The 18262-nt window shown below is 72.6% G+C and carries 16 protein-coding genes; 13 read left to right on the forward strand and 3 right to left on the reverse strand.

Annotated features, from left to right (window positions below; genetic code table 11):
* Positions 1 to 51: 51 nt before the first annotated feature.
* Entirely contained in the window at positions 52 to 1698 is a 1647-nt protein-coding gene (locus tag OG199_RS02740) for a DUF4157 domain-containing protein (protein WP_405827694.1), read from the reverse strand.
* A gap of 230 nt (positions 1699 to 1928) precedes the next feature.
* Here OG199_RS02740 and OG199_RS02745 point away from each other — a divergent pair, with 230 nt between their 5' ends.
* The 13 genes from OG199_RS02745 to OG199_RS02805 all read left to right on the forward strand — a co-directional run bounded on the left by OG199_RS02745 (position 1929) and on the right by OG199_RS02805 (position 16573).
* The gene (locus OG199_RS02745) at positions 1929 to 3509 is read left to right on the forward strand and encodes a phage tail sheath subtilisin-like domain-containing protein (protein WP_356805327.1); all 1581 of its coding nucleotides are present in this window, start codon (positions 1929 to 1931) and stop codon (positions 3507 to 3509) included.
* A gap of 93 nt (positions 3510 to 3602) precedes the next feature.
* Positions 3603 to 4046 (forward strand): phage tail protein, encoded by a 444-nt coding sequence (locus OG199_RS02750; protein WP_153286958.1) that lies wholly within the window; start codon positions 3603 to 3605, stop codon positions 4044 to 4046.
* Positions 4046 to 4543 carry a hypothetical protein gene (locus tag OG199_RS02755; RefSeq protein WP_405827697.1) on the forward strand — a complete coding sequence of 166 codons (498 nt, stop codon included), beginning with the start codon at positions 4046 to 4048 and terminating at the stop codon, positions 4541 to 4543. Before OG199_RS02750 ends, OG199_RS02755 begins: the two co-directional genes overlap by 1 nt.
* Positions 4540 to 4698: a DUF6760 family protein gene (locus OG199_RS02760; RefSeq protein ID WP_194280490.1), complete on the forward strand. Its 159-nt coding sequence runs from the start codon at positions 4540 to 4542 to the stop codon at positions 4696 to 4698. The genes OG199_RS02755 and OG199_RS02760 overlap by 4 nt, the downstream gene beginning before the upstream one ends.
* Before the next feature lie 3486 nt (positions 4699 to 8184).
* Positions 8185 to 8364 (forward strand): hypothetical protein, encoded by a 180-nt coding sequence (locus OG199_RS02765; RefSeq protein WP_356805321.1) that lies wholly within the window; start codon positions 8185 to 8187, stop codon positions 8362 to 8364.
* A gap of 44 nt (positions 8365 to 8408) precedes the next feature.
* Positions 8409 to 8834 (forward strand): phage tail protein, encoded by a 426-nt coding sequence (locus tag OG199_RS02770; protein WP_153286961.1) that lies wholly within the window; start codon positions 8409 to 8411, stop codon positions 8832 to 8834.
* A gap of 60 nt (positions 8835 to 8894) precedes the next feature.
* A complete protein-coding gene (locus OG199_RS02775; RefSeq protein WP_266707392.1) occupies positions 8895 to 9632 on the forward strand; it encodes a LysM peptidoglycan-binding domain-containing protein in 738 nt (245 codons plus the stop codon).
* Positions 9632 to 11539 (forward strand): VgrG-related protein, encoded by a 1908-nt coding sequence (locus OG199_RS02780; RefSeq protein ID WP_405827700.1) that lies wholly within the window; start codon positions 9632 to 9634, stop codon positions 11537 to 11539. Before OG199_RS02775 ends, OG199_RS02780 begins: the two co-directional genes overlap by 1 nt.
* Positions 11540 to 11579: 40 nt before the next feature.
* A complete protein-coding gene (locus OG199_RS02785) occupies positions 11580 to 12020 on the forward strand; it encodes a GPW/gp25 family protein (RefSeq protein ID WP_266707396.1) in 441 nt (146 codons plus the stop codon).
* Positions 12020 to 13978, forward strand: a complete 1959-nt coding sequence (locus tag OG199_RS02790) for a putative baseplate assembly protein (RefSeq protein ID WP_356805318.1) — start codon at positions 12020 to 12022, stop codon at positions 13976 to 13978. Before OG199_RS02785 ends, OG199_RS02790 begins: the two co-directional genes overlap by 1 nt.
* Positions 13975 to 14532 carry a phage tail protein gene (locus tag OG199_RS02795; protein WP_405827703.1) on the forward strand — a complete coding sequence of 186 codons (558 nt, stop codon included), beginning with the start codon at positions 13975 to 13977 and terminating at the stop codon, positions 14530 to 14532. The genes OG199_RS02790 and OG199_RS02795 overlap by 4 nt, the downstream gene beginning before the upstream one ends.
* Positions 14529 to 16136: an NADase-type glycan-binding domain-containing protein gene (locus OG199_RS02800; protein ID WP_405827705.1), complete on the forward strand. Its 1608-nt coding sequence runs from the start codon at positions 14529 to 14531 to the stop codon at positions 16134 to 16136. Before OG199_RS02795 ends, OG199_RS02800 begins: the two co-directional genes overlap by 4 nt.
* Before the next feature lie 197 nt (positions 16137 to 16333).
* Positions 16334 to 16573, forward strand: coding sequence for a hypothetical protein (locus OG199_RS02805; protein WP_266707404.1), 240 nt, complete (start codon positions 16334 to 16336; stop codon positions 16571 to 16573).
* Between the two features lie 216 nt (positions 16574 to 16789).
* Here the strand turns inward: OG199_RS02805 and OG199_RS02810 are convergent, their stop codons facing one another.
* Positions 16790 to 17989, reverse strand: a complete 1200-nt coding sequence (locus OG199_RS02810) for an SPFH domain-containing protein (RefSeq protein ID WP_356805312.1) — start codon at positions 17987 to 17989, stop codon at positions 16790 to 16792.
* 11 nt (positions 17990 to 18000) lie between these two features.
* Positions 18001 to 18252, reverse strand: a complete 252-nt coding sequence (locus tag OG199_RS02815) for a hypothetical protein (RefSeq protein WP_351724305.1) — start codon at positions 18250 to 18252, stop codon at positions 18001 to 18003.
* Between the last annotated feature and the right edge of the window lie 10 nt (positions 18253 to 18262).

An 18262-nucleotide genomic window follows, 5' to 3' on the forward strand; every position in this document is an offset into this window, starting at 1 on the left:
GAACAGGCAGGTGGGGTGCCCTTGCGGACAACCGCGCCCGTACCGCGGACGTCAGCGCCGGGGCAGCGTCCCCCCGGTCGCCACGAAGACGAACTGCGCGTAGGAGTCGGCGTTCATCAGGGCCCGCCGGCCCATGGCGTACCAGTTCAGCTGCTTCGCGGGATGGGCCGACTCGTCCTGGCCGGTGTACTGGTCCGCGTCCCGGGCGGCCCGCTTGCCCAGCCGGTCCGCCGAGTACTCCGCGAGCTCCTGCTGACTCCATCCCAGCGTCTGGGCCGTTCCCACGTCGGCCCGGTCCTCGTTGAGCTCGTGCTCGTACGGGCTGTACTGGTAGTCGAGCGTGCCGGCGAACCGGTGCGTGGCCTCGTGGATGATGTACCAGACGTTCTCGCCGACGGGCCGCAGGTTGATCGGGCCCTCGCGCCCCGCGTCCATGGTCGGCAGTTGCTCGCTCTTCATGTCGTGCGGGCTGAGGCGTTCGCCGACGGTGGGGGCGACCCATCCGGCCACGTTGGCCTGGTTGGACCCGAGCGCTCCGAGGTCGTACCAGGCGGTCTCCCCGGCCAGCGCGATCTGTGCGCCCTCCGCGTCCAGACCCGTCTGGATCCGGCGGAGCACCTCGGCGACATGGGACAGGACCGGCTGGATCTGCTGCGGTGTGGCCCGCTGGAAGGCGGGGAAGCCGGACCGGAGTGCGTCGAGGACCCGGCCGCTGGGGGCGGCGCTCGCGCTCACCATGGTGATGGCCGCGGCCAGCCGCCTCTTGGTCTCCACCAGCGCTCTGCGTACATGGGCCTCGCGCTCCCTGTACGCGGTGCCGTCCCGGTGCGCCTGTGGCGTGTCGGGGATGGTGCCGCGCTGCGAGAAGGCGACGTTGCCGCTGCCGAAGTGACGCCCGGTGGCGTCGTCGTACTTGTCCCCGTGATGCGCACCGGTCCCGGCACCCAGCTGCGCCGAGGTGGCGGTGCGGTCCGGGTCGGCCTCGTCCTGCCAGACGCCCGACTGCCGCCCGCCCATGCCGTCGTGGGTCCGGGTGCTGCCGTTGTACGTCCAGACCGTGCGCTGGATCGCCGGTGCCGCGGACGCCGCTCCCGACCCGTTCCCGCCCGTGCCGTCGGTGACCGCGCGCTGCACCGGCGGCGCCCCGCTCATCACCCGCCGGGCGTTCTCCTCCGCCTGGACCTCGGCCCAGTCCCCGCGGTCGGACATCATCAGGCCTGAGCCGTTGTCGGTGCCGGGGACGGGACCACGGCTCTGCTGGCGGTAGTGGTCCAGTTCATGGGCGAGGACGTGCTTGTCCTGGCCGTCCCAGACCACGTCGGCCCCGGAGGTGAACGCCTTCGCGCCGATCTCCGCCGCCGCCTGCTGGGACGCCGCGTCGGTGTGGACACGTACGCCGCTGAAGTCCTCGCCGCCGTAGCGGCCTTCCATCTCGGCCTGCAGCGGTGCGTCCAGCGGCCGGCCGGGAGAGCGCAGCACCTCGTGCACCGCGGAGCGCTGTACGGCGGGCCCGTGGCCGCAGTTCGCGTCGTGCTCGTGGCGCTGCTCCGCGACGGCGCGGGCCACCGCCGCGTTGCCCGCGGCGCGCTGCAGCACCTGGAGCCGGCCGGCCGGCCCCGGGGCGGCAGCCCGTGCGGCAGGACCGGCCGCACCCGCCCTGCCACGGGTCTTGTCGGTGTCCTTGTCCTGTGCGTGCACTGGGACTCCCCTCGAACGCGGGTGCAGCAGCCTCCAAGACCTACCGGATGAAGCGGGCCGCGGGGAACGCACTCGGGGGCAACGGTGAGGGCAACGGCGCGGACGGCACGTCGGGGTGCCCCTGCGGGCAACAGAACTGCCCCCGGACAGGTACCCCAGGACGTTTCGGGAGACGCGCTTCGCGCGTGAGGGTGATGACGTCCCATCTCGTACCCCGAGGAGAGCAGAGCATGCCGTCCTACCTGTCGCCGGGCGTCTACGTCGAGGAGGTGGCCAGCGGCTCTCGTCCGATCGAGGGTGTGGGCACCTCGGTGGCGGCCTTCGTGGGGCTCGCCCCGTCGGGGCCGCTCAACGAGCCGACGCTGGTGACCAACTGGACGCAGTACGTGGCGGCCTTCGGTGAGTTCACCGACGGGTACTACCTCGCGCACTCCGTCTACGGCTTCTTCAACAACGGTGGCTCCGCCGCCTATGTCGTCAGGGTCGGCGGGACACCCGGTGGCGTGAACGGCGACGCGACGGCTCCGGCCGCGGTGACGGGGTCCGCGCCACAGGCCGCGCTGCCGCCCGGCGAGCCGAAGCAGCTCGGCACCTTCACGGTCAGCGCCGTCGCGGGCGGTTCGCTCAGCGTCGAGGTCGCCGACCCCGAGGGCGAGGGCCCCGCCGAGCGGTTCAGGCTGATCGTCAAGGACGGCGAGAAGGCCGTCGAGACCTTTGACGTGACCGCCAAGAAGGGTGGCCGCAACTACGTGGTCACGCAGGTGAAGGAGCGCTCCAAGCTCATCGCCGTGCAGGAGGCCGCGCCCGCCGCGCAGCTGGTCCGTCCCGACAACCAGACGGTGGCGCTCGCCGCCCCGTCGCCCTCGGCACCGGCCGTCCCGGCCGAGGAGCGCGACGGCCACCCCGGCCCCGCGCAGTACCTCGGCGACTCGGCCGACCGCACCGGCTTCGGCGGCCTGGAGGCCGTGGACGAGGTGTCGATGGTCGCCGTGCCCGACCTGATGGCCGCCTACCAGCGCGGCGCGATCGACCTGGAGGCCGTCAAGGCCGTCCAGCTCGGCCTGATCGCGCACTGCGAGCTGATGGGCGACCGGGTCGCGGTCATCGACCCGCCGCCGGGTCTCAACGCCCGCCAGATCCGCGTCTGGCGTCAGGAGACGGCCGGCTACGACTCCAAGTACGCCGCCCTCTACTACCCCTGGATCAAGGCCTTCGACCCGGCGACCGGCCAGACCAGGATGATCCCGCCGAGCGGTCACGTCGCCGGCATCTGGGCCCGCAACGACTCCGAGCGCGGCGTGCACAAGGCTCCCGCCAACGAGGTCGTACGCGGAGCGGTGGACCTGGAGCTGCAGATCACCCGCGGCGAGCAGGACCTGCTCAACCCCATCGGTGTCAACTGCATCCGCGCCTTCCCGGGCCGCGGCATCCGCGTCTGGGGCGCCCGCACCATGTCCTCCGACCCGGCCTGGCGCTACCTCAACATCCGCCGGTACTTCAACTACCTGGAGGAGTCGATCCTGATCGGCACCCAGTGGGTGGTGTTCGAGCCGAACGACCACGCGCTGTGGGCCCGGATCCGGCGCAACGTGTCCGCCTTCCTGGTCAACGAGTGGCGCAGCGGTGCCCTCTTCGGCTCACGGCCGGAGGAGGCGTACTACGTCAAGTGCGACGAGGAGACCAACACGCCGGAGTCGGTCGACCTCGGCCGGGTCATCTGCGAGATCGGCATCGCGCCCGTCAAGCCCGCCGAATTCGTGATCTTCCGGCTCGCCCAGTTCTCCAGCGGGAACGGCGAGTTGGAGGAGTAGTTCACGCGCCGGCGGCCCGCACCCACGTGACCGTCCCGGCGGTCGCCCGCCGCTTCCCGTACGTACCAGAACCCTCAGAAGGACAGAGAACAGATGAGTCTCCAGCCGGGTGACGCCCTCACATCGCACAATTTCGGCCTGCAGATCGACGGTGTCATGGTCGAGTACCTCGCGGAGGTCAGCGGCCTCAGCATCGAGCAGGACGTCATCGAGTACCAGCAGGTCTCGTCCCAGGGCATCCCCGTCACCAAGAAGCTGCCGGGTGTGAAGAAGGCCGGCACGTGCACGGTGGTGCGCGGTATGACCCAGTCGGCCGCCTTCAACCAGTGGATCACCGAGTCGGTGGCCGGTCAGATGAGCACCGCCCGCAAGAACGCGACCATCATGGTGATGGACTATCAGAACAACCCGGTCAAGCGGTACAACATGCGCAACGCCTGGTGCAGCAAGATCGACACCAGCACCGTCAAGGCCGGCGAGGCCGCCGCGCTCACCGAGACCGTCACGATCACCTTCGAAGAACTGGTCATCGAGTAATGCGCCGTACGGCTTCCAGGACGGCCGCGTCCGCGGCCGTCGCCGACCCGGTGCCGGAGGCGGAAGCCTGGGCGGGGCCGGAGCAGACCGCTGCTCCGGCCCCGGCCGCGGCCGCGACACCCCAACCCCTGCGCACCGAGTTCGAGTTCGAGCTGCCGCGCGGGTACGTCGACGACTCCGGCACCGTGCACCGCCTCGGCGTGATGCGGCTCGCCACCGCACGGGACGAGCTGATCCCGCTGAGGGACATGCGTGTACAGGAGAACCCGGCGTACCTGTCCGTCGTACTCCTCGGCCGGGTCATCACCCGGCTCGGCACACTGCCCCTGGTGCACGACGGGGTGGTGGAGAACATGTTCGCCTCCGACCTCGCGTTCCTTCAGGACTTCTACCGCCAGGTCAACGCCGAGGGCCACACCCGTGCCGCCGTCACCTGCCCGCACTGCGAGGAGCCGTTCGAGGTCGAACTCGGCGGGAGCCGCCTGGGGGAATCGTGACGTACGCGACCGACCGCATCCACGAGGAGATCGCGTACATCGCCTACCACTTCCACTGGAGCCTGGAGACCATCCTGGACCTCGAACACCGCGACCGGCGCCGCTACACGGAACAGATCGCGGCACTCGTCCATCGCGGCGCCGGGGAGAGGTGACGCGACGTGGGCGTCTTTGATCGGCTTCGGGGCGGCGGGCGAAACCGGGGCACCAGCGGCGCGTCCGTCACAGGCCCGGCCGGTGCTCCGGCTCCGGGTGAGAGCACGGCTCCGAGGGCGGCCGGCAGTGCGTCTGCGAGTACGGGACCCGGGTCGAGCGATGTCGGCGAAGGAGCCGGAGCCCGCGTGGTACGGGCTGCCGCCTGGCCCTCGCTGCCCCCCATCCAGCGCGCCACCGCCGGCCGGGGCTCCGTCGCCGACTCCGGGTTCGGCGGCCGGCTGACGACCTGGCAGAACCCGTCCTTCACCGGCACGCTCTCGCACGCCGTGCTGGACGGCGCGCCCGGCGGGCTGGTGCGCGGCGTGCTCGCCACTCCGGCGCTGCCCGCCTCCGGCCTCGAACTCCCCTCGCTCTCCTTGCCGGTGGCGACACCCGCGGAGACGGCCGACCGCGTCGGCGCGCCGTCCGTGCGGCACGCGAGCCTCCCGGGCACCGCGACCGGGCCCGTGGGCCCGAGGGTGACCGCCGTACCGCCCGCGGCCACCCCGCTTCCGGCGCCGACCGGGCTCACCAGGGCACCGGCGGGGCCCTCGGTACAGCGGCGGGCGCTGCCGGTGGTGACACCGTCCGTGCAGCAACGTACGGCGACCGGCCCCTCGGCGCAGCGGGTGGGTGCGTCCGCTTCGTCGGCCGCGGGCGGGACCGGGTCCGGCTCCCTCTCCCCGCACGACTCCTCCCCGGACGGGCCCACCATGGTCTCTCCGGTGTCCGGCCCGCCGGCCATGTCCACCGGACCGGCCCCCTTCTCCACCGAACCGGTTCCCGCGGTCGCGGGCTCCGCGGACCCGGCGCCGGGCGGGTCCTCGGCGGACGCGGGACAGGCCGCCTCTTCCGCGTCCGTCCCACGGCCCTCGGACGGTGGCGCCACCACGGGATCCGGCCTGCCGGTCCAGCGTCGTACGTCCGGCGGAACACGGCGTACGGTGCCCGGCGCGCCGCCGGCCGGCGGCCCGCCCCCGGAGTCCGCCCCGCCGAAGCCACCGGCCGACGTCCCGGCCGCGGGCACGCCGCGGCGGCGCTCCGCCCTGGGCGCGCCCCTGTCCTCCCCGGCATCGCATGCGGCTCCGCCCGTGCGGCTCGACTCGCCCGCAGCGGGGCCGGATTCGGGGCGTCCCGCGCCGGTACGCGGAACGGGAACCCCGGCGGTGCGACCCGGAGCGCCCGGTGGTGGAACCTCCTCCGTCACGCCCTCGGCCGGGGCGCCGGGTCCCCGGTCCGGACTTTCCGGTGACGACCTGCCGGTGCAACGCGCCGTCGCCTCCGCCGCCTCGATCCCGGCTTCGTCCGACGCCCCGGGTGCGGACCGTGACCGACAGGGTGTTCCCGCACGGAACGGCTCCGAGCAGTCGTCCGCCCCGACGGTGCCGTCGCGTCCGCCGGTACGCGCGCTCGCCCCCGCACGCGCGTTGACCTCGGCCCTGCCCGCCGCGCCACCGGCCACCGCGGTCCAGCGCAGGACCGCCCCCGCGGCCGTACCCCTGCGCCGCACCACACCCGCCAACGGGCGTCCGGGCGGCGGCGGTTCGTCAAGCGGGCCGGCCGCCCCGCGCGCGGAACGCTCCGGGGGCGCCGCGCCGGGGCCGCAGGGCGGCATCACCGGGGCCGCGCCGCTGCCCGGTGGTGCCGTGACCGCGACGGCTCCGGCCGTTCAGCGCTTCCCGGCGACCGGGGGCACCGCACCCGGCGGCGGGCCGGTGCTCCGGCGTCCCAGCACTTCGGGGCCGGTGCCTTCCACGGCCGGTGCGGGGCTGCCCGGCACCACCGGTGCCACGGTCCGGTCAGCGGTGCCCGATCGAGGGACGGGCGGTGGGAGTGATCCGGCCACACGGGCCGGCTCCCGGCCGCCCTCGGCCGCCGGTGCACTCGCCCCCGTGGCCGGCTCGGCGGGGCCCGGCGCTCCTGTCGTCCAGCGGCTCAACTCACCGACCCCCGCTGCGGATCGATCGCCTGTCAGTGTTCCTTCGGTGCGGGGCCGGGCGACGGCCGGAACTCCCCTACGCTCCCCCGCTCTTGACGCGACGATCCCGGGGTCACCGACCGCGGGCACCGTGCCCTCAGTCGTCCAGCCGCCCGGCCCCTCGGTGACCGGCACCCGTCCGGGAGGCCCCGCCACGCCCGTCGGCCGCGCGTCCGCACCCGGTGCCGGAGCGGCGGTAGCCGGTACCCCCGCCGTCCAGCGCCTTGCCGCGCCTGCCTCGGCCCCCGGCCCCGCATCCGGCGCCCCATCGTCGCCGCGACCCAGGGTCGAACGGACGACGGCCTCCCCGGCGCCCGGTGCGCCGACGTCGGCCGTTCCGGGTGCCCCCGCGCCCGGCGCCCCTGTCCCTGCGGCGGGACGTCCCGGCGCCGGGCGTACGAACCCCACAGCGGCCGGCGACCCGCGTCCTACCGGCGCTCCTCCCGCCCCGGTCCGTTCCGTCGGTCCCGCCGCACCTGCCGTGCAACGGTCGGTCGACGCCACGCCCGCGGAGCCCGGCGGTGGTCCGGCGCCCCGGAGTCAACAGGCGTCGTCCGTCGCACCGTTGAGTGCGGACCTGCGGCTGGGCGCGGCTCCGTCCGCGTCGGCCGGGCAGTCCTCCACCCGGCAGCAGCCCGAAGCCTCCGCACCCGCGCCTTCGGGGGCGGCGACGTCGCAGCACACCGCTCCCCGTCCCGGTTCGAGCCCCCGTCCGCACGGCACACCCGTACAGCGGCTCGGCCTGGGTGCCCCCGTCGTACAGCCACTCGCCACCGCGCCCGAGGCGTCCGGTGGCGTCCTGTCGCTCCCGCTCTCGGGAACACAGCACGGCGCTCCGGAGCGAGCGGCCGGCACACCGGTTCCGGCGCCGACCTCCGGCACAACCGCCCGCGGTCGCGGGGCGGTTCAGCACTCGACGGCTCACACCTCTCCGTCGCGCGCGCTGCCCGCCGACGGCCTGCCCGTCGCCGTCGCCGGTACCGCGGGCCGGAGCGACAACCCCGTCGTGCAGCGCCTCACCGCTCCGGGCACGCCCACGCCGCTCCCGCCGGCCGCCGCACGCCCCACACCCGTGGGGCGGTACGCCTCGGCCGACCCGTCCACACAGCCGGCGGCGGCGCCTACGCCGTACGGGGGCCACGCCAATACTCCGGTCCGGCGGCCGTCGAGCCCGAACAGCGCTCCCGGCAGCACGAGTTCGCGCGCCACCACGGGGTCAAGGCCCCGAACGGTCGTACCCCTCGCCGTCGTTCCCGCCGTTGCGCCCCTCGCGCTCCCTGTGCAGCGGGCCTCCGCGGCTGCGCCCACTCCGCCCGCCCCGAACCCCGCAACACCTCTCGCCACTCCGCATGTCCAGCGGGTCGTCAACGCGACGTCGCCGCCCCCGCCACCCCCTCCGTCCGGTCCCCCGCCCGCGTACTCCGCGAGCGAACCCCCGTCCTCGCCCTCGTCCTCGGGAAACAGAGGCATGGAGAGTGAGCAGGCCCCACCCGCGTACACCCCCGTCGACTTCAACCCGCGAGCTCTGACCCCAGGTCAGATCGACGAGCTGACTCACAAGCTGGCCGGTCCGATCACCCGCCTGCTGCGGACCGAACTCCGCCTCGAGCGCGAGCGGATCGGCAGGCTGCGTGATCCGCGCCGCTGATCTCCCCCACCCCGCACGTCCGTTCCGAGAAAGGCCCACCCCCGATGCCCACCGATCTCGACCCGGGATCCACCATCTTCTTCACCCTGACGATCGACGGCGAGAGCCTCGGCTACTTCAACGGGTGTGAGGGACTCTCGTCGCAGGTGGAGATCGAGCAGCGCCAGGAGGGCGGCAACAACGGGTTCGTGTGGCAGCTTCCGTCCCGCGTGACCTTCTCCAACATCCGCCTGACCCGGCCGCTCACCCCGGACACCTCCAAGGTCGCCGCCTGGATCTCGTCGGTGACGACGGGCGTCGAACGACCCACCGCGCAGATCGCGGCGTTGCGCGCGGACGGTTCGGAGGTGGCGCGCTGGGGGCTGATCGACGTGCTGCCGGTGAGCTGGCAGGGGCCGTCCCTGGACCCGGCCAGTCCGGGCGTGGCCACGGAGGTCCTGGAGATCACCCACCACGGTTTCACGGACTAGGGGCGGACCGGGGAAGGTCAGGAACTCGGGGACTTCAGGGACTAGGGGACGGCGAAGAACATGGCAGGCAAGGCAGGAAAGGGCAGCAAGGGCGGTGCGGGCAAGAGTCTCGTCCGTGCCACGCTGGCCATCCACGAGCCGCCCATCGGCCACAGCACGACACCGGGCGCGTTGATCAAGACGTTCAACTTCGACTTCAATCCCTCCACGCTCTCCCTGAGCCGCCGCGCCCGGTGGAAGACCACTCCGACCGCGGCCGTGCGCGACGGCTCCCTCCCGGAGTTCATGGGTCCCGAGCCGCGTGAACTGACCGTCGAGATCTTCCTCGACTCCTCCGACGACCCGACCAGCAACACGGTGCTGAAGAAGGTCGAGTCGCTGTTCTCCTGCTGCGAGGTGACGACGAAGAGCATCGCCGCCAAGCAGCCGTCCACACCGTGGGTGGTCTTCCAGTGGGGGTCGTTCTCGACCGCGCGCTTCACCGCGTACGTCGGTTCCGTGGAGGCCAGTTACTCGCTCTTCGGCACGACGGGTGTGCCGATCCGTGCCACCTGCCAGGTGCACCTGCACGAGATCCCCAGCAAGACCAAGGGCCAGAACCCGACGTCGGGCGCGCTCACCGCGCAGCGCGTGCACCGGGTCGTGGCCGGCGACTCACTGCAGTCGCTGGCCTGGCGGGAGTACGGGAACGCGGCCGCCTGGCGTGCGATCGCCGAGGTCAACGGCATCGACGACCCGTCCCGGCTGTCGAACGGTACGGAGCTCGTGCTTCCGGCCGCCGAGGAGGTCGGTCTCTGATGGTGCAGGCCTCGTACTCCAGCGTCGTCCACGTCACGGTGGGCGGCAGCCCGCTCCCGGACAAGATCGCCTCCGATCTGGTCGGCTGCTGGGTCGACCTCGGGGCCGGGGTGCCCGGCGCGTTCCGGCTCACCTTCCGCGACCCGGACCGACTGGTCCTCGGCGACCTCGGCATCCAGTGCGGCACCGAGGTGGTCCTCGCGCCGGTGGCCGACGGCCAGGGGGCCTCCTCCCCGCTGCTGACCGGCGAGGTGACCGGTATGGAGACCGACTACGACGGCACCGGGACCTTCACCGTCGTGCGCGGTTACGACCTGGGCCACCGTCTGATGCGCCAGCGCAGGGTGGCCGCCTACCGCAACCAGACGGCCTCCGACATCGTGCGCAAGCTCGTCGCCATGAACGGCATCCCGGTCGGCGCCAAGGTCAGGCCGACCCGGACGGTGTACGAGTTCATCAGCCAGGCCAACGTCACCGACTGGGACTTCCTGGCCCGGCTCGCCGACGAGAACGAGATGGTGATGTCGCTGGACTCCCAGGGGAGGTTCCAGTTCGTCAAGCCCGACCCGGCGTCCGGAGCGCCCTCGACGAGCACACCCGGTGAGAAGAGTCCCTTCGTGCTCCAGGGCGGCGTCGACGTGCTGCGCTGCCGGGCCGCGGTGACCTCCGCCGACCAGGTCGCCAAGACCGAGGCCCGCGGCTGGGACGTCGGGACCAAGAAGAAGCTCACCGCGACGGCGCCCGCCACGGCCAACGCCGGGTTCGCCATCGGCATCACGCCGAAAGACACCGCGAAGAAGTTCAAGCCCGCCAAACAGGTCGAGACCGACACGCCCTACGACCGCCAGCCCGAGGTCAAGTTCGCCGCCGAGGCCCTGGCCGACGACGTGACGTCGTCCTTCGCCGAGCTGGAGGTCGTGGTCTGGGGCAACCCCAAACTGCGCCCCGGCGTCCCGATCGCGCTCACCGACGTGGGCAAGCCCTTCGAGGGCCAGTACACGGTCACCTCCGTACGGCACGAGTTCGGCAACGACGAGCCCTACCGGACGTGGGTGACCGTCAGCGGCCGGCAGTGGCGCTCCTTGTACGGCCTGACCTCGGGAGGCGGTACGGCCACCACGCCGAAGCTGCCGAGCGTGGCCAACGCCCTGGTGACGAACGTCCAGGATCCGCTCAAGCAGGGCCGGGTCAAGCTGCAGTTCCCCTGGCTCGACGACCTGTACGAGAGCGACTGGACGCGCACCGTGCAGCTGGGCGGGAAGGGCGGCGGCGGGGTGTTCCCGTACGACGTCGGTGACGAGGTGCTGGTGGCCTTCGACCGCGGCGCCCTGGATCACCCTTTCGTCATCGGCGGCCTCTACAACGGCAAGGACAGACCGACCGTCGTCAGTGACGTTCCGCTGCACGACGGGCTCAAGAAGCAGGCGATCCGCCACACCCTGTCCGACCGGAAGGGCAATCGCGTCGACCTGCTGAGCCAGCAGACCGGTGCCCGTAAGCAGGGCGTGCGCATCGCCTCCGGCAACGACAAGCTGACCATCAACCTCGACCGCACGAAGACCGAGATCACGGTGGACAGCAAGGGGTCCGTCACCATCAAGGGCAGCAGGGCGGTGTCGGTGGAGGCGGGAACGGACCTCACCCTCAGCGCGCGCCGGAGTCTCACGATCAAGAGCGGTGGGCTCCTCAACATCGAGGGCCGCGGACTGGTCAACCTGAAGTCCCTGGGCGGGGCGGTGACGGTCGACGCGATGGGGGCGCTCAACCTCAAGGCGGTCGGCGCCGCGATGCTCAGCGCGGGCGGCACGGTCCAGGTCAACTCGGTCGCCGCCGTCGGTATCCGGGCCGTCACCATCCCGTTGCAAGGCCTGGTGATGGTCAACAACAAGCCCTATCCACTGCCGTGATGGCCGAGAAGTTCGTCAGGAAAAGGCGGGTGTCCCTCTGATGGCCGAGCAGTTCGTCGGATCCGGCTGGGCGTTCCCCATGCGCATCGGCCCCACCGGAGGCATCGCGCTGGTCAGCGGGGAGCGGGAGATCGAGGAGGCCATCCGGCTGGTGCTGGCCACGGCGCCGGGCGAGCGCCCGATGCGGCCCGAGTTCGGCTGCGCCATCCACGACCTGGTGTTCTCCCCGGTCAACGAGGCGACGGCGGGGCGCATCCAGCACGAGGTGTACACCACCCTGGACCGCTGGGAGCCGCGGATCGAGGTCAACGACGTCGAGGTGACGGCCGGCGCGGACCAGGGCGTGCTCTTCATCGACGTGCGCTATTCGATCCGTGGCACCAACAACCCCCGCAGTCTGGTCTTTCCGTTCTACGTCATTCCCTCCCACGAGGATCCCGACGCCACGGGCTCGGGCAACTCCCTTGAAAGCGACCGCTGATGGCACTGCCTTCCCCGAATCTCGACGACCGCCGCTTCCAGCAGTTCGTCGACGACGCCAAGCGCTACATCCAGCAGCGCGCCCCCGAATGGACCGACCACAACGTGTCGGACCCCGGCGTCACCCTCGTGGAGACGGTCGCCCACATGGCCGACCAGATCGTCTACCGGCTCAACCGGGTCCCGGAGAAGAACCATCTGGCCTTCCTGGATCTCGTGGGCATCACGCTCTTCCCGCCCTCGGCCGCCCGCACCGACGTCACCTTCTGGCTGTCCGCGCCGCAGGAGGAGCCGATCGTGCTGCCCGTCGGCACCGAGGCCGCGACGCTGCGCACCGAGAGCGAGGAGGCCGTCGTCTTCGCGACCGAGCGTGAACTCACCCTCGTACCGACCGCGTTGCGTCATCTCGTGGTGCAGCACAGTGGACTTCCGGTCACCGACCGGACGGCCGACCTCACCGAGGGCAAGGACGTGCTGTGCTTCGCGGAGGCACCCGGTCCCGGTGACTGCATGCTCTTCGGCCTCACCACGGCCGTACCGCACTGCGCGGTGGCCCTGGAGCTCGACAGCCGGGTCGACGGTGTCGGTGTCGACCCGCGCCAGCCGCCCCTGGTCTGGGAGGCGTGGACCGAGGACGGCTGGACCGCCTGCGAGGTCGACCGCGACGGCACCGGCGGTCTGAACCGGCCCGGTGACGTCGTGCTGCACGTCCCCGGCGGCCACACGCTCTCCCGCACCGGCGGGCAGGAGGCGGGCTGGCTGCGCTGCCGGGTGACCGAGCCCCTGCCCGGCCAGCCCTTCTACACCACCTCGCCGACCGTCCAGGCCGCGGAGGCGTTCACACTCGGCGGCACCACCTCGGCGATCCACGCCGAGACGGTCCGGGACGAGGCGCTCGGCGAGTCCACCGGGCTGCCCGGACAGCGGCTGCGGCTCGTCCACTTCCCCGTCGTCGGGGACACCCCGCCGGTCCTGCTGCAGACGGCCGAGCGTGACGGCTGGGCCGACTGGGACGTCGTCCCGCACTTCGCCGCGTCCGGCCCCGACGACCGGCACATCGCCCTGGACGCGGCCACTGGAGAGATCTCCTTCGGACCCGCCGTCCGCGAGCCCGACGGCACACTCCGCCAGTACGGGTCGGTGGCGCCCAAGGGCGCCGTGATCCGCGCCCGCCGCTACCGGACCGGCGGCGGCCGGGCCGGCAACGTGGCCCGCGGTGCGGTCCAGGTGCTGCGCAGCTCGGTGCCGTACGTCGCGGAGGTCGTCAACCGGGAGGCGGCGCGCGGGGGCGTCGACGGCGAGACCGTCGCCGAGGCGAAGACCCGGGCGCCGATCACCCTGCGGGCCCAGGAGCGGGCCGTGACCCTGCGCGACTACGAGGAACTCGCCCGGCGCGCCGCGCCCGAGACCGCCCGTATCACCTGTCTGGAGGGCGACGAGGGCGAGCACGGCGCCTACGCGGTCCGTGTCCTGGTCGTCCCGCAGGCGGTGCCGGACCCCGGCGGACGACTGCGCTTCGAGCAACTCGTGCCGGGCGACGCCCTGTTGCAGCGCATCACCCGCTATCTCGACGAACGGCGGCTGATCGGCACCCGCCTCGCGGTCGGCCCGCCCTTCTACCAGGGCGTCACCGTGGTGGCCACCGTGCACGCCTTCCGCGGCGTCGACACCGATCGGGTCCGCCGCCAGGCGCACGACGCGCTCTACCGCCACCTCGATCCGCTCACCGGCGGCGCGAACGGCACCGGCTGGCCCTTCGGCCGCCCCGTGCAGTCGGGCGAGGTGTTCGCGGTGCTGCAGCGCGTCCCCGGCGTCGAACTCGTCGACGCGGTGCAACTCCACCCCGCCGACCCGCTGACGGGCAAGCGCGGCGACCCGACCGACCGGATCGATCTCGAAGCCCCTTCCCTGGTCTTCTCGTTCGACCACCGGGTGCGCGTCATAGGCGACGGTTCATGAGGGGCTCCATCGACGGCCTGGAGTCCTCGGCGCCGATCGGCGCGATGCTCCCCGCGGTCTTCGCCGACGACGACCTCGCGCTGCGTTTCGTCGCGGGCCTCGACGAGGTCGTGGCACCGATCCTGCTCGCTCTCGACTGTCTGCACAGCTACTTCGACCCGGCGCTCGCGCCGGCCGACTTCGCCCGCTGGCTCGGCAGTTGGGTCGGCGCCGAGATCGACGGCTCGGAGCCGGACGCCCGGCTGCGCGCGGCCGTCGCCGCCGCCGCGTATCTGCACCGGGTACGCGGCACCCGTCGCGGTCTGACCGAAGCGGTCCGGCTCGCCTTCGGCGCCGAGCCGGAGATCACCGAGAGCGGCGCCGCCGCCTGGGATCCCCGCCCGCTCGGCCCGGTCCCCGGCGACCGCCGCCCCCGGCTGCACGTCACTCTGCGGCTGCCCGATCCGACACCGGCGGACGAGTACCGGCTGGAGAGCCTCGTGGCGGCCGCCCGCCCCGCCCACATGCCCTACACGGTCCAGGTGACCGCCGCCGAAAGGATCCCCGAGAGATGACCACCCAGACCCCAGGCACCGAACCCGGGCGTGCCCCCGCCTGTGCCGAATGCGGCACTCGGGCGGAGCCCGGTCAGTCCTTCTGCGACGCCTGCGGCGCGGTGCTCGACTGGGCCGGGAATCCGGCCGTGACGGCCGCCGCCCGGGCGACCGGTTCCCGGGCGGGGGCCGCGGCGGAGCCCCGGCACCCCGGCGCCGTGGCCACCGACGAGGCACCACCGGCCGGGGGCGCCCGGGGCGGACGGCCCTCGGCTTCCGACGCGTCCGGAGCCTCCGGGACGGCGGCAGGCGGTGCCAGGGCCGCCCAGGACGAGCCGGGGTGGGACGCGTTCCCCGTCCCGGGCGCCGGTACGGGGACGGCGCGTACCTCCCATGACACGGACGCCAGAACCGGCGGGCGGCAGGCGGGCACGGGCGGCCCGGACGCCGTGGACGCGGACAAGGCCGACGCCGGCAACAGCAACAGCAACAGCAACAGCAACAGCAACAGCGAGAACGTGAACCGCGGCGACGGGGCCTCGGACGCGACGGTCGGAGCGCGGGCCGCGGCGACCTCGGTCCACGGCGGCCCGGGTGGGACGGACGACGACGTCCCGCGCGCCCACCCCACGCTTCCCGAGGCGTCCCCGACGGCGGCCGTGGCAGAGCACGAGGACGCCGCGGACACCGAGCCACTGCCGTCCGCCGCCCCCGCGGTCACCCGGGACTCCGCGGCCGAGCGGGCCAGGTCGCTGCTGGTGCCGGTGGCGGATCCGGAGGAGCGCCCCGCGGCGCCTTCGGTGGCGCCCGTGCTCCCGGGCCTCCCCGTCGCGAACCGCCCGCAGGTCCGCGCCCCGGGTGGCGAGCACGGAGCGGAAGGGGGTGTGCCCTGTCCCTGGTGTGCCACTCCCAACCGTCCGGACCGGCACTTCTGCGGCCGGTGTGCCCTGCCCATGGCCGGCGAGCGGCAGGCCCCGGGGCGGCTGCCCTGGTGGCGGCGGCTGCTCAACTCCCGTAACGGGCAGACGCCGTGGGCCGGCGACCGGCCGCGGCTGCGGCGCGGCTTCGGACGCGTCATGAACTGGGTGGTCGGCGCGGTCGTGCTCACTCTGGTGGTGGTCGCCGCGATGAACACCGGTACGGCGGTGCAGGCGGTGAAGGACCACTTCGCCAAGCGGGCCCCGATCGGCCCCGACAGCTACAAGGCGTCCCGTTCCTTCCCCGGTCACGGCGCCGGGCTCGCCTTCGACAAACTCAACAACACCTGGTGGGGACCGGGTGTCTCGCAGTCCGGGGACGGCGAGTGGCTGGAGGCCCGCTTCGCGCAGCCGACCAGGCTCCTGGACCTGGTCATCACACCGGGCGTCTCCACCCGCGCGGACCAGCTCTCCCAGTCGGCGCTGCCGCACCGCATCGAAGCGCGCGTCACCACCGCGAACGGCAGGACCAGCACCCGCTTCCTCACCCTCGACCAGGGCGCGGGCGGCCAGAGCCGCAAGTTCCGCGCGGGTGATGTCACCGCGGTCCGCTTCATCATCCGCTCGGCCTACGGCGCCGCCGCCTCCAAGCAGGTCTCCATAGCCGAGATCGAGTTCTTCGGCCCGTCGAGCTCCAACGGCTCCTAGGGGCGCCCCGAAAGGGGCCTCCGGACCAAGTACGAGGGGGACGGTCCCCGGCCTTCAAGCCGGGGACCGTCCCCCTGAACGTGCCACTCCGTGGTCGAGTTCTTCCGGTTCTGGCCGAACTGGGAGGATGACTCCCGTGAAGTCGCCGCGGCCTTACCGTAGAGGCACGGCACCAGACACGAGGAGAAGCGCCACCCGTGCACGAAGCACCGATCTACGCCCAACTGATCTCCGAACGCGGCGACATACCGCTTCAGGTCCGCAACGAGGCCCGCAGGATCCAACGCGAACTCGAATGGATCCTCAACACGGATCCCTCGTCGGGCGGTCTCCTCCCGAGGCCTCCCGGCGCTTCGGTCCCGAACGCGCGCCCGCTGCCTCCGTCCCTTCCGCCTTCGCTTCCCCCGGGCAACAGCGCGACCGGCTGGCTCAGCTGACGCTCCGCCGCATCACGCGGAAGCGCGCGCCGACGCCCTCGGCGCCCGGCGCTCCCCCGGCGCGGACATCCGTGGCGGCGGCCGCGTCGAAGGATTCGGGGGTCGGCGCCCCGGGAGCCGTGCCACAGTGACGGCACTCGACGCGTGACGCCGACGATGCCTCGGCTCGTCAACGTCACGCAGCCCAAGTCACGTTCCCGGGGCGGTACTTCGCGGTCAGCCCTTCGAAGACGAGCCGTCCTGCGACTCGTTCCCGTCGGCGCCCTTCTCCGGCGTCCGCAGGTACCCCGGCAGCTCCAGCAGTGCCTCCGTCTTCTCCGAGCGGCCGTCGGAGTTGTTGCCGTTCAGGTTCTGACGGACCGAGTCCAGGATCGTCAGGCCCTGGGCGACCAGGCCGGCGGCGATCTCACCGAGGCCGTCCGCACCGTTCAGCACGTTGACGTTGGCACCCGCGAGACCGCCCGCGGCCTCCTTCACGATCAGCGGCAGCTGGTCGATCAGCATCCGGTCCAGCGCCACCCGGTCGTGCGAAGCCGCCGCCTCGGCCTGGATCTTCATGCGCTCCGCGTCGGCGATGGCGAGCACCTTGATCCGCTCGGCCTCCGCCTCGGCGGGCTTCACGATCTCGGCCACCAGCTGCTGCTGACGCAACTGGGCCGCCTTCTGGGCCAGTTCGGTCTGTGCCGCGAGCACCTCCTGCTGCGCGTGGGCCTGCGCCAGCGGTCCGGCCTGGGCCGCCTGGGCCTGCGCGCGGTCCACCTCGGCCGAGTACTCCGCCCTCACTATCGCGGTCTGCCGGGCGTACTCGGCCTGGTTGCGCGCGGCCACCTGCTCGGCCTCGACCGAGGCCTGGGTGGCCTGGGCCTGCGCGATCTGCGCCTGGCGCTGGATGGCGGCCTTGTGCGGTGCGGACATGGCCTCGATGTATCCGGTGTCGCCGTCGTCGATCGACTGGATCTGCAGCGAGTCCACGATCAGACCGATCTTGGCCATCTCGATCTTCGACGTGTCCAGGACCTCCGCGGCGAGCTTCTGCCGTTCGGTGACGATCTCCTCGACCGTCATCGAGCCGATGATGGCGCGCAGATGACCGGCGAAGATCCGGCCGGTCAGCACCGACATCTGGTCCTGGTCGGACAGGAACCGCTGACCCGCGTTGATGATGCTCTCGTGGTCGTTGCCGACCTTGAACGCGATCACGGCGCGGACGTGCAGCGCGATTCCCTGCTTGGTCACACAGGTCTCGGTGACCTCCGCCTCACACATCGAGAGGGTGAGGAAACGGGTCTTGCGAAAAACCGGGAGCACGAACTTGCCGTGACCCGTCACCACGCGGAACGGCGCGCCCCCCAGTCCCCGCCTGCCGCCCGAGATCAACATCGCCTCGTCGGGTGCGGGAACGCGGTAACCGAACATCGCTCTACTCCTTAACCGGCGTCGGCGGGATCCCCGCCCAACGCGTCCAACGGATCGGCCCACTCGATGACGTCGACCTCACGGCATCCACGGGATTCGATCACAAGCACGATGGCCCCGATCGGGAGGGGCTCCTGCGACCAGGCGAGGAAGGTCTCCGATCCGCCTCTCACCCGCACCAGGATCTCGCCGGGACCGGCGGCTCCCCGCGTGCCGACGAGGAGCTCCCCGATACAGCCGACCACGGCCTCGTCCTGCACCACTACCGGCCGC

Source organism: Streptomyces sp. NBC_01176, from assembly GCF_045039825.1.
In the GTDB taxonomy this organism is placed as follows: Bacteria; Actinomycetota; Actinomycetes; order Streptomycetales; family Streptomycetaceae; genus Streptomyces.

Bases quoted from the DNA above. Each gene is read 5' to 3' on its own strand.
- OG199_RS02745 (WP_356805327.1), top strand. From the start codon at position 1,929: ATGCCGTCCTACCTGTCGCCGGGCGTCTACGTCGAGGAGGTGGCCAGC.
- OG199_RS02750 (WP_153286958.1), top strand. From the start codon at position 3,603: ATGAGTCTCCAGCCGGGTGACGCCCTCACATCGCACAATTTCGGCCTG.
- OG199_RS02755 (WP_405827697.1), top strand. From the start codon at position 4,046: ATGCGCCGTACGGCTTCCAGGACGGCCGCGTCCGCGGCCGTCGCCGAC.
- OG199_RS02765 (WP_356805321.1), top strand. From the start codon at position 8,185: ATGGAGAGTGAGCAGGCCCCACCCGCGTACACCCCCGTCGACTTCAAC.
- OG199_RS02770 (WP_153286961.1), top strand. From the start codon at position 8,409: ATGCCCACCGATCTCGACCCGGGATCCACCATCTTCTTCACCCTGACG.
- OG199_RS02775 (WP_266707392.1), top strand. From the start codon at position 8,895: ATGGCAGGCAAGGCAGGAAAGGGCAGCAAGGGCGGTGCGGGCAAGAGT.
- OG199_RS02780 (WP_405827700.1), top strand. From the start codon at position 9,632: ATGGTGCAGGCCTCGTACTCCAGCGTCGTCCACGTCACGGTGGGCGGC.
- OG199_RS02785 (WP_266707396.1), top strand. From the start codon at position 11,580: ATGGCCGAGCAGTTCGTCGGATCCGGCTGGGCGTTCCCCATGCGCATC.
- OG199_RS02790 (WP_356805318.1), top strand. From the start codon at position 12,020: ATGGCACTGCCTTCCCCGAATCTCGACGACCGCCGCTTCCAGCAGTTC.
- OG199_RS02795 (WP_405827703.1), top strand. From the start codon at position 13,975: ATGAGGGGCTCCATCGACGGCCTGGAGTCCTCGGCGCCGATCGGCGCG.
- OG199_RS02800 (WP_405827705.1), top strand. From the start codon at position 14,529: ATGACCACCCAGACCCCAGGCACCGAACCCGGGCGTGCCCCCGCCTGT.
- OG199_RS02810 (WP_356805312.1), bottom strand. From the start codon at position 17,989: ATGTTCGGTTACCGCGTTCCCGCACCCGACGAGGCGATGTTGATCTCG.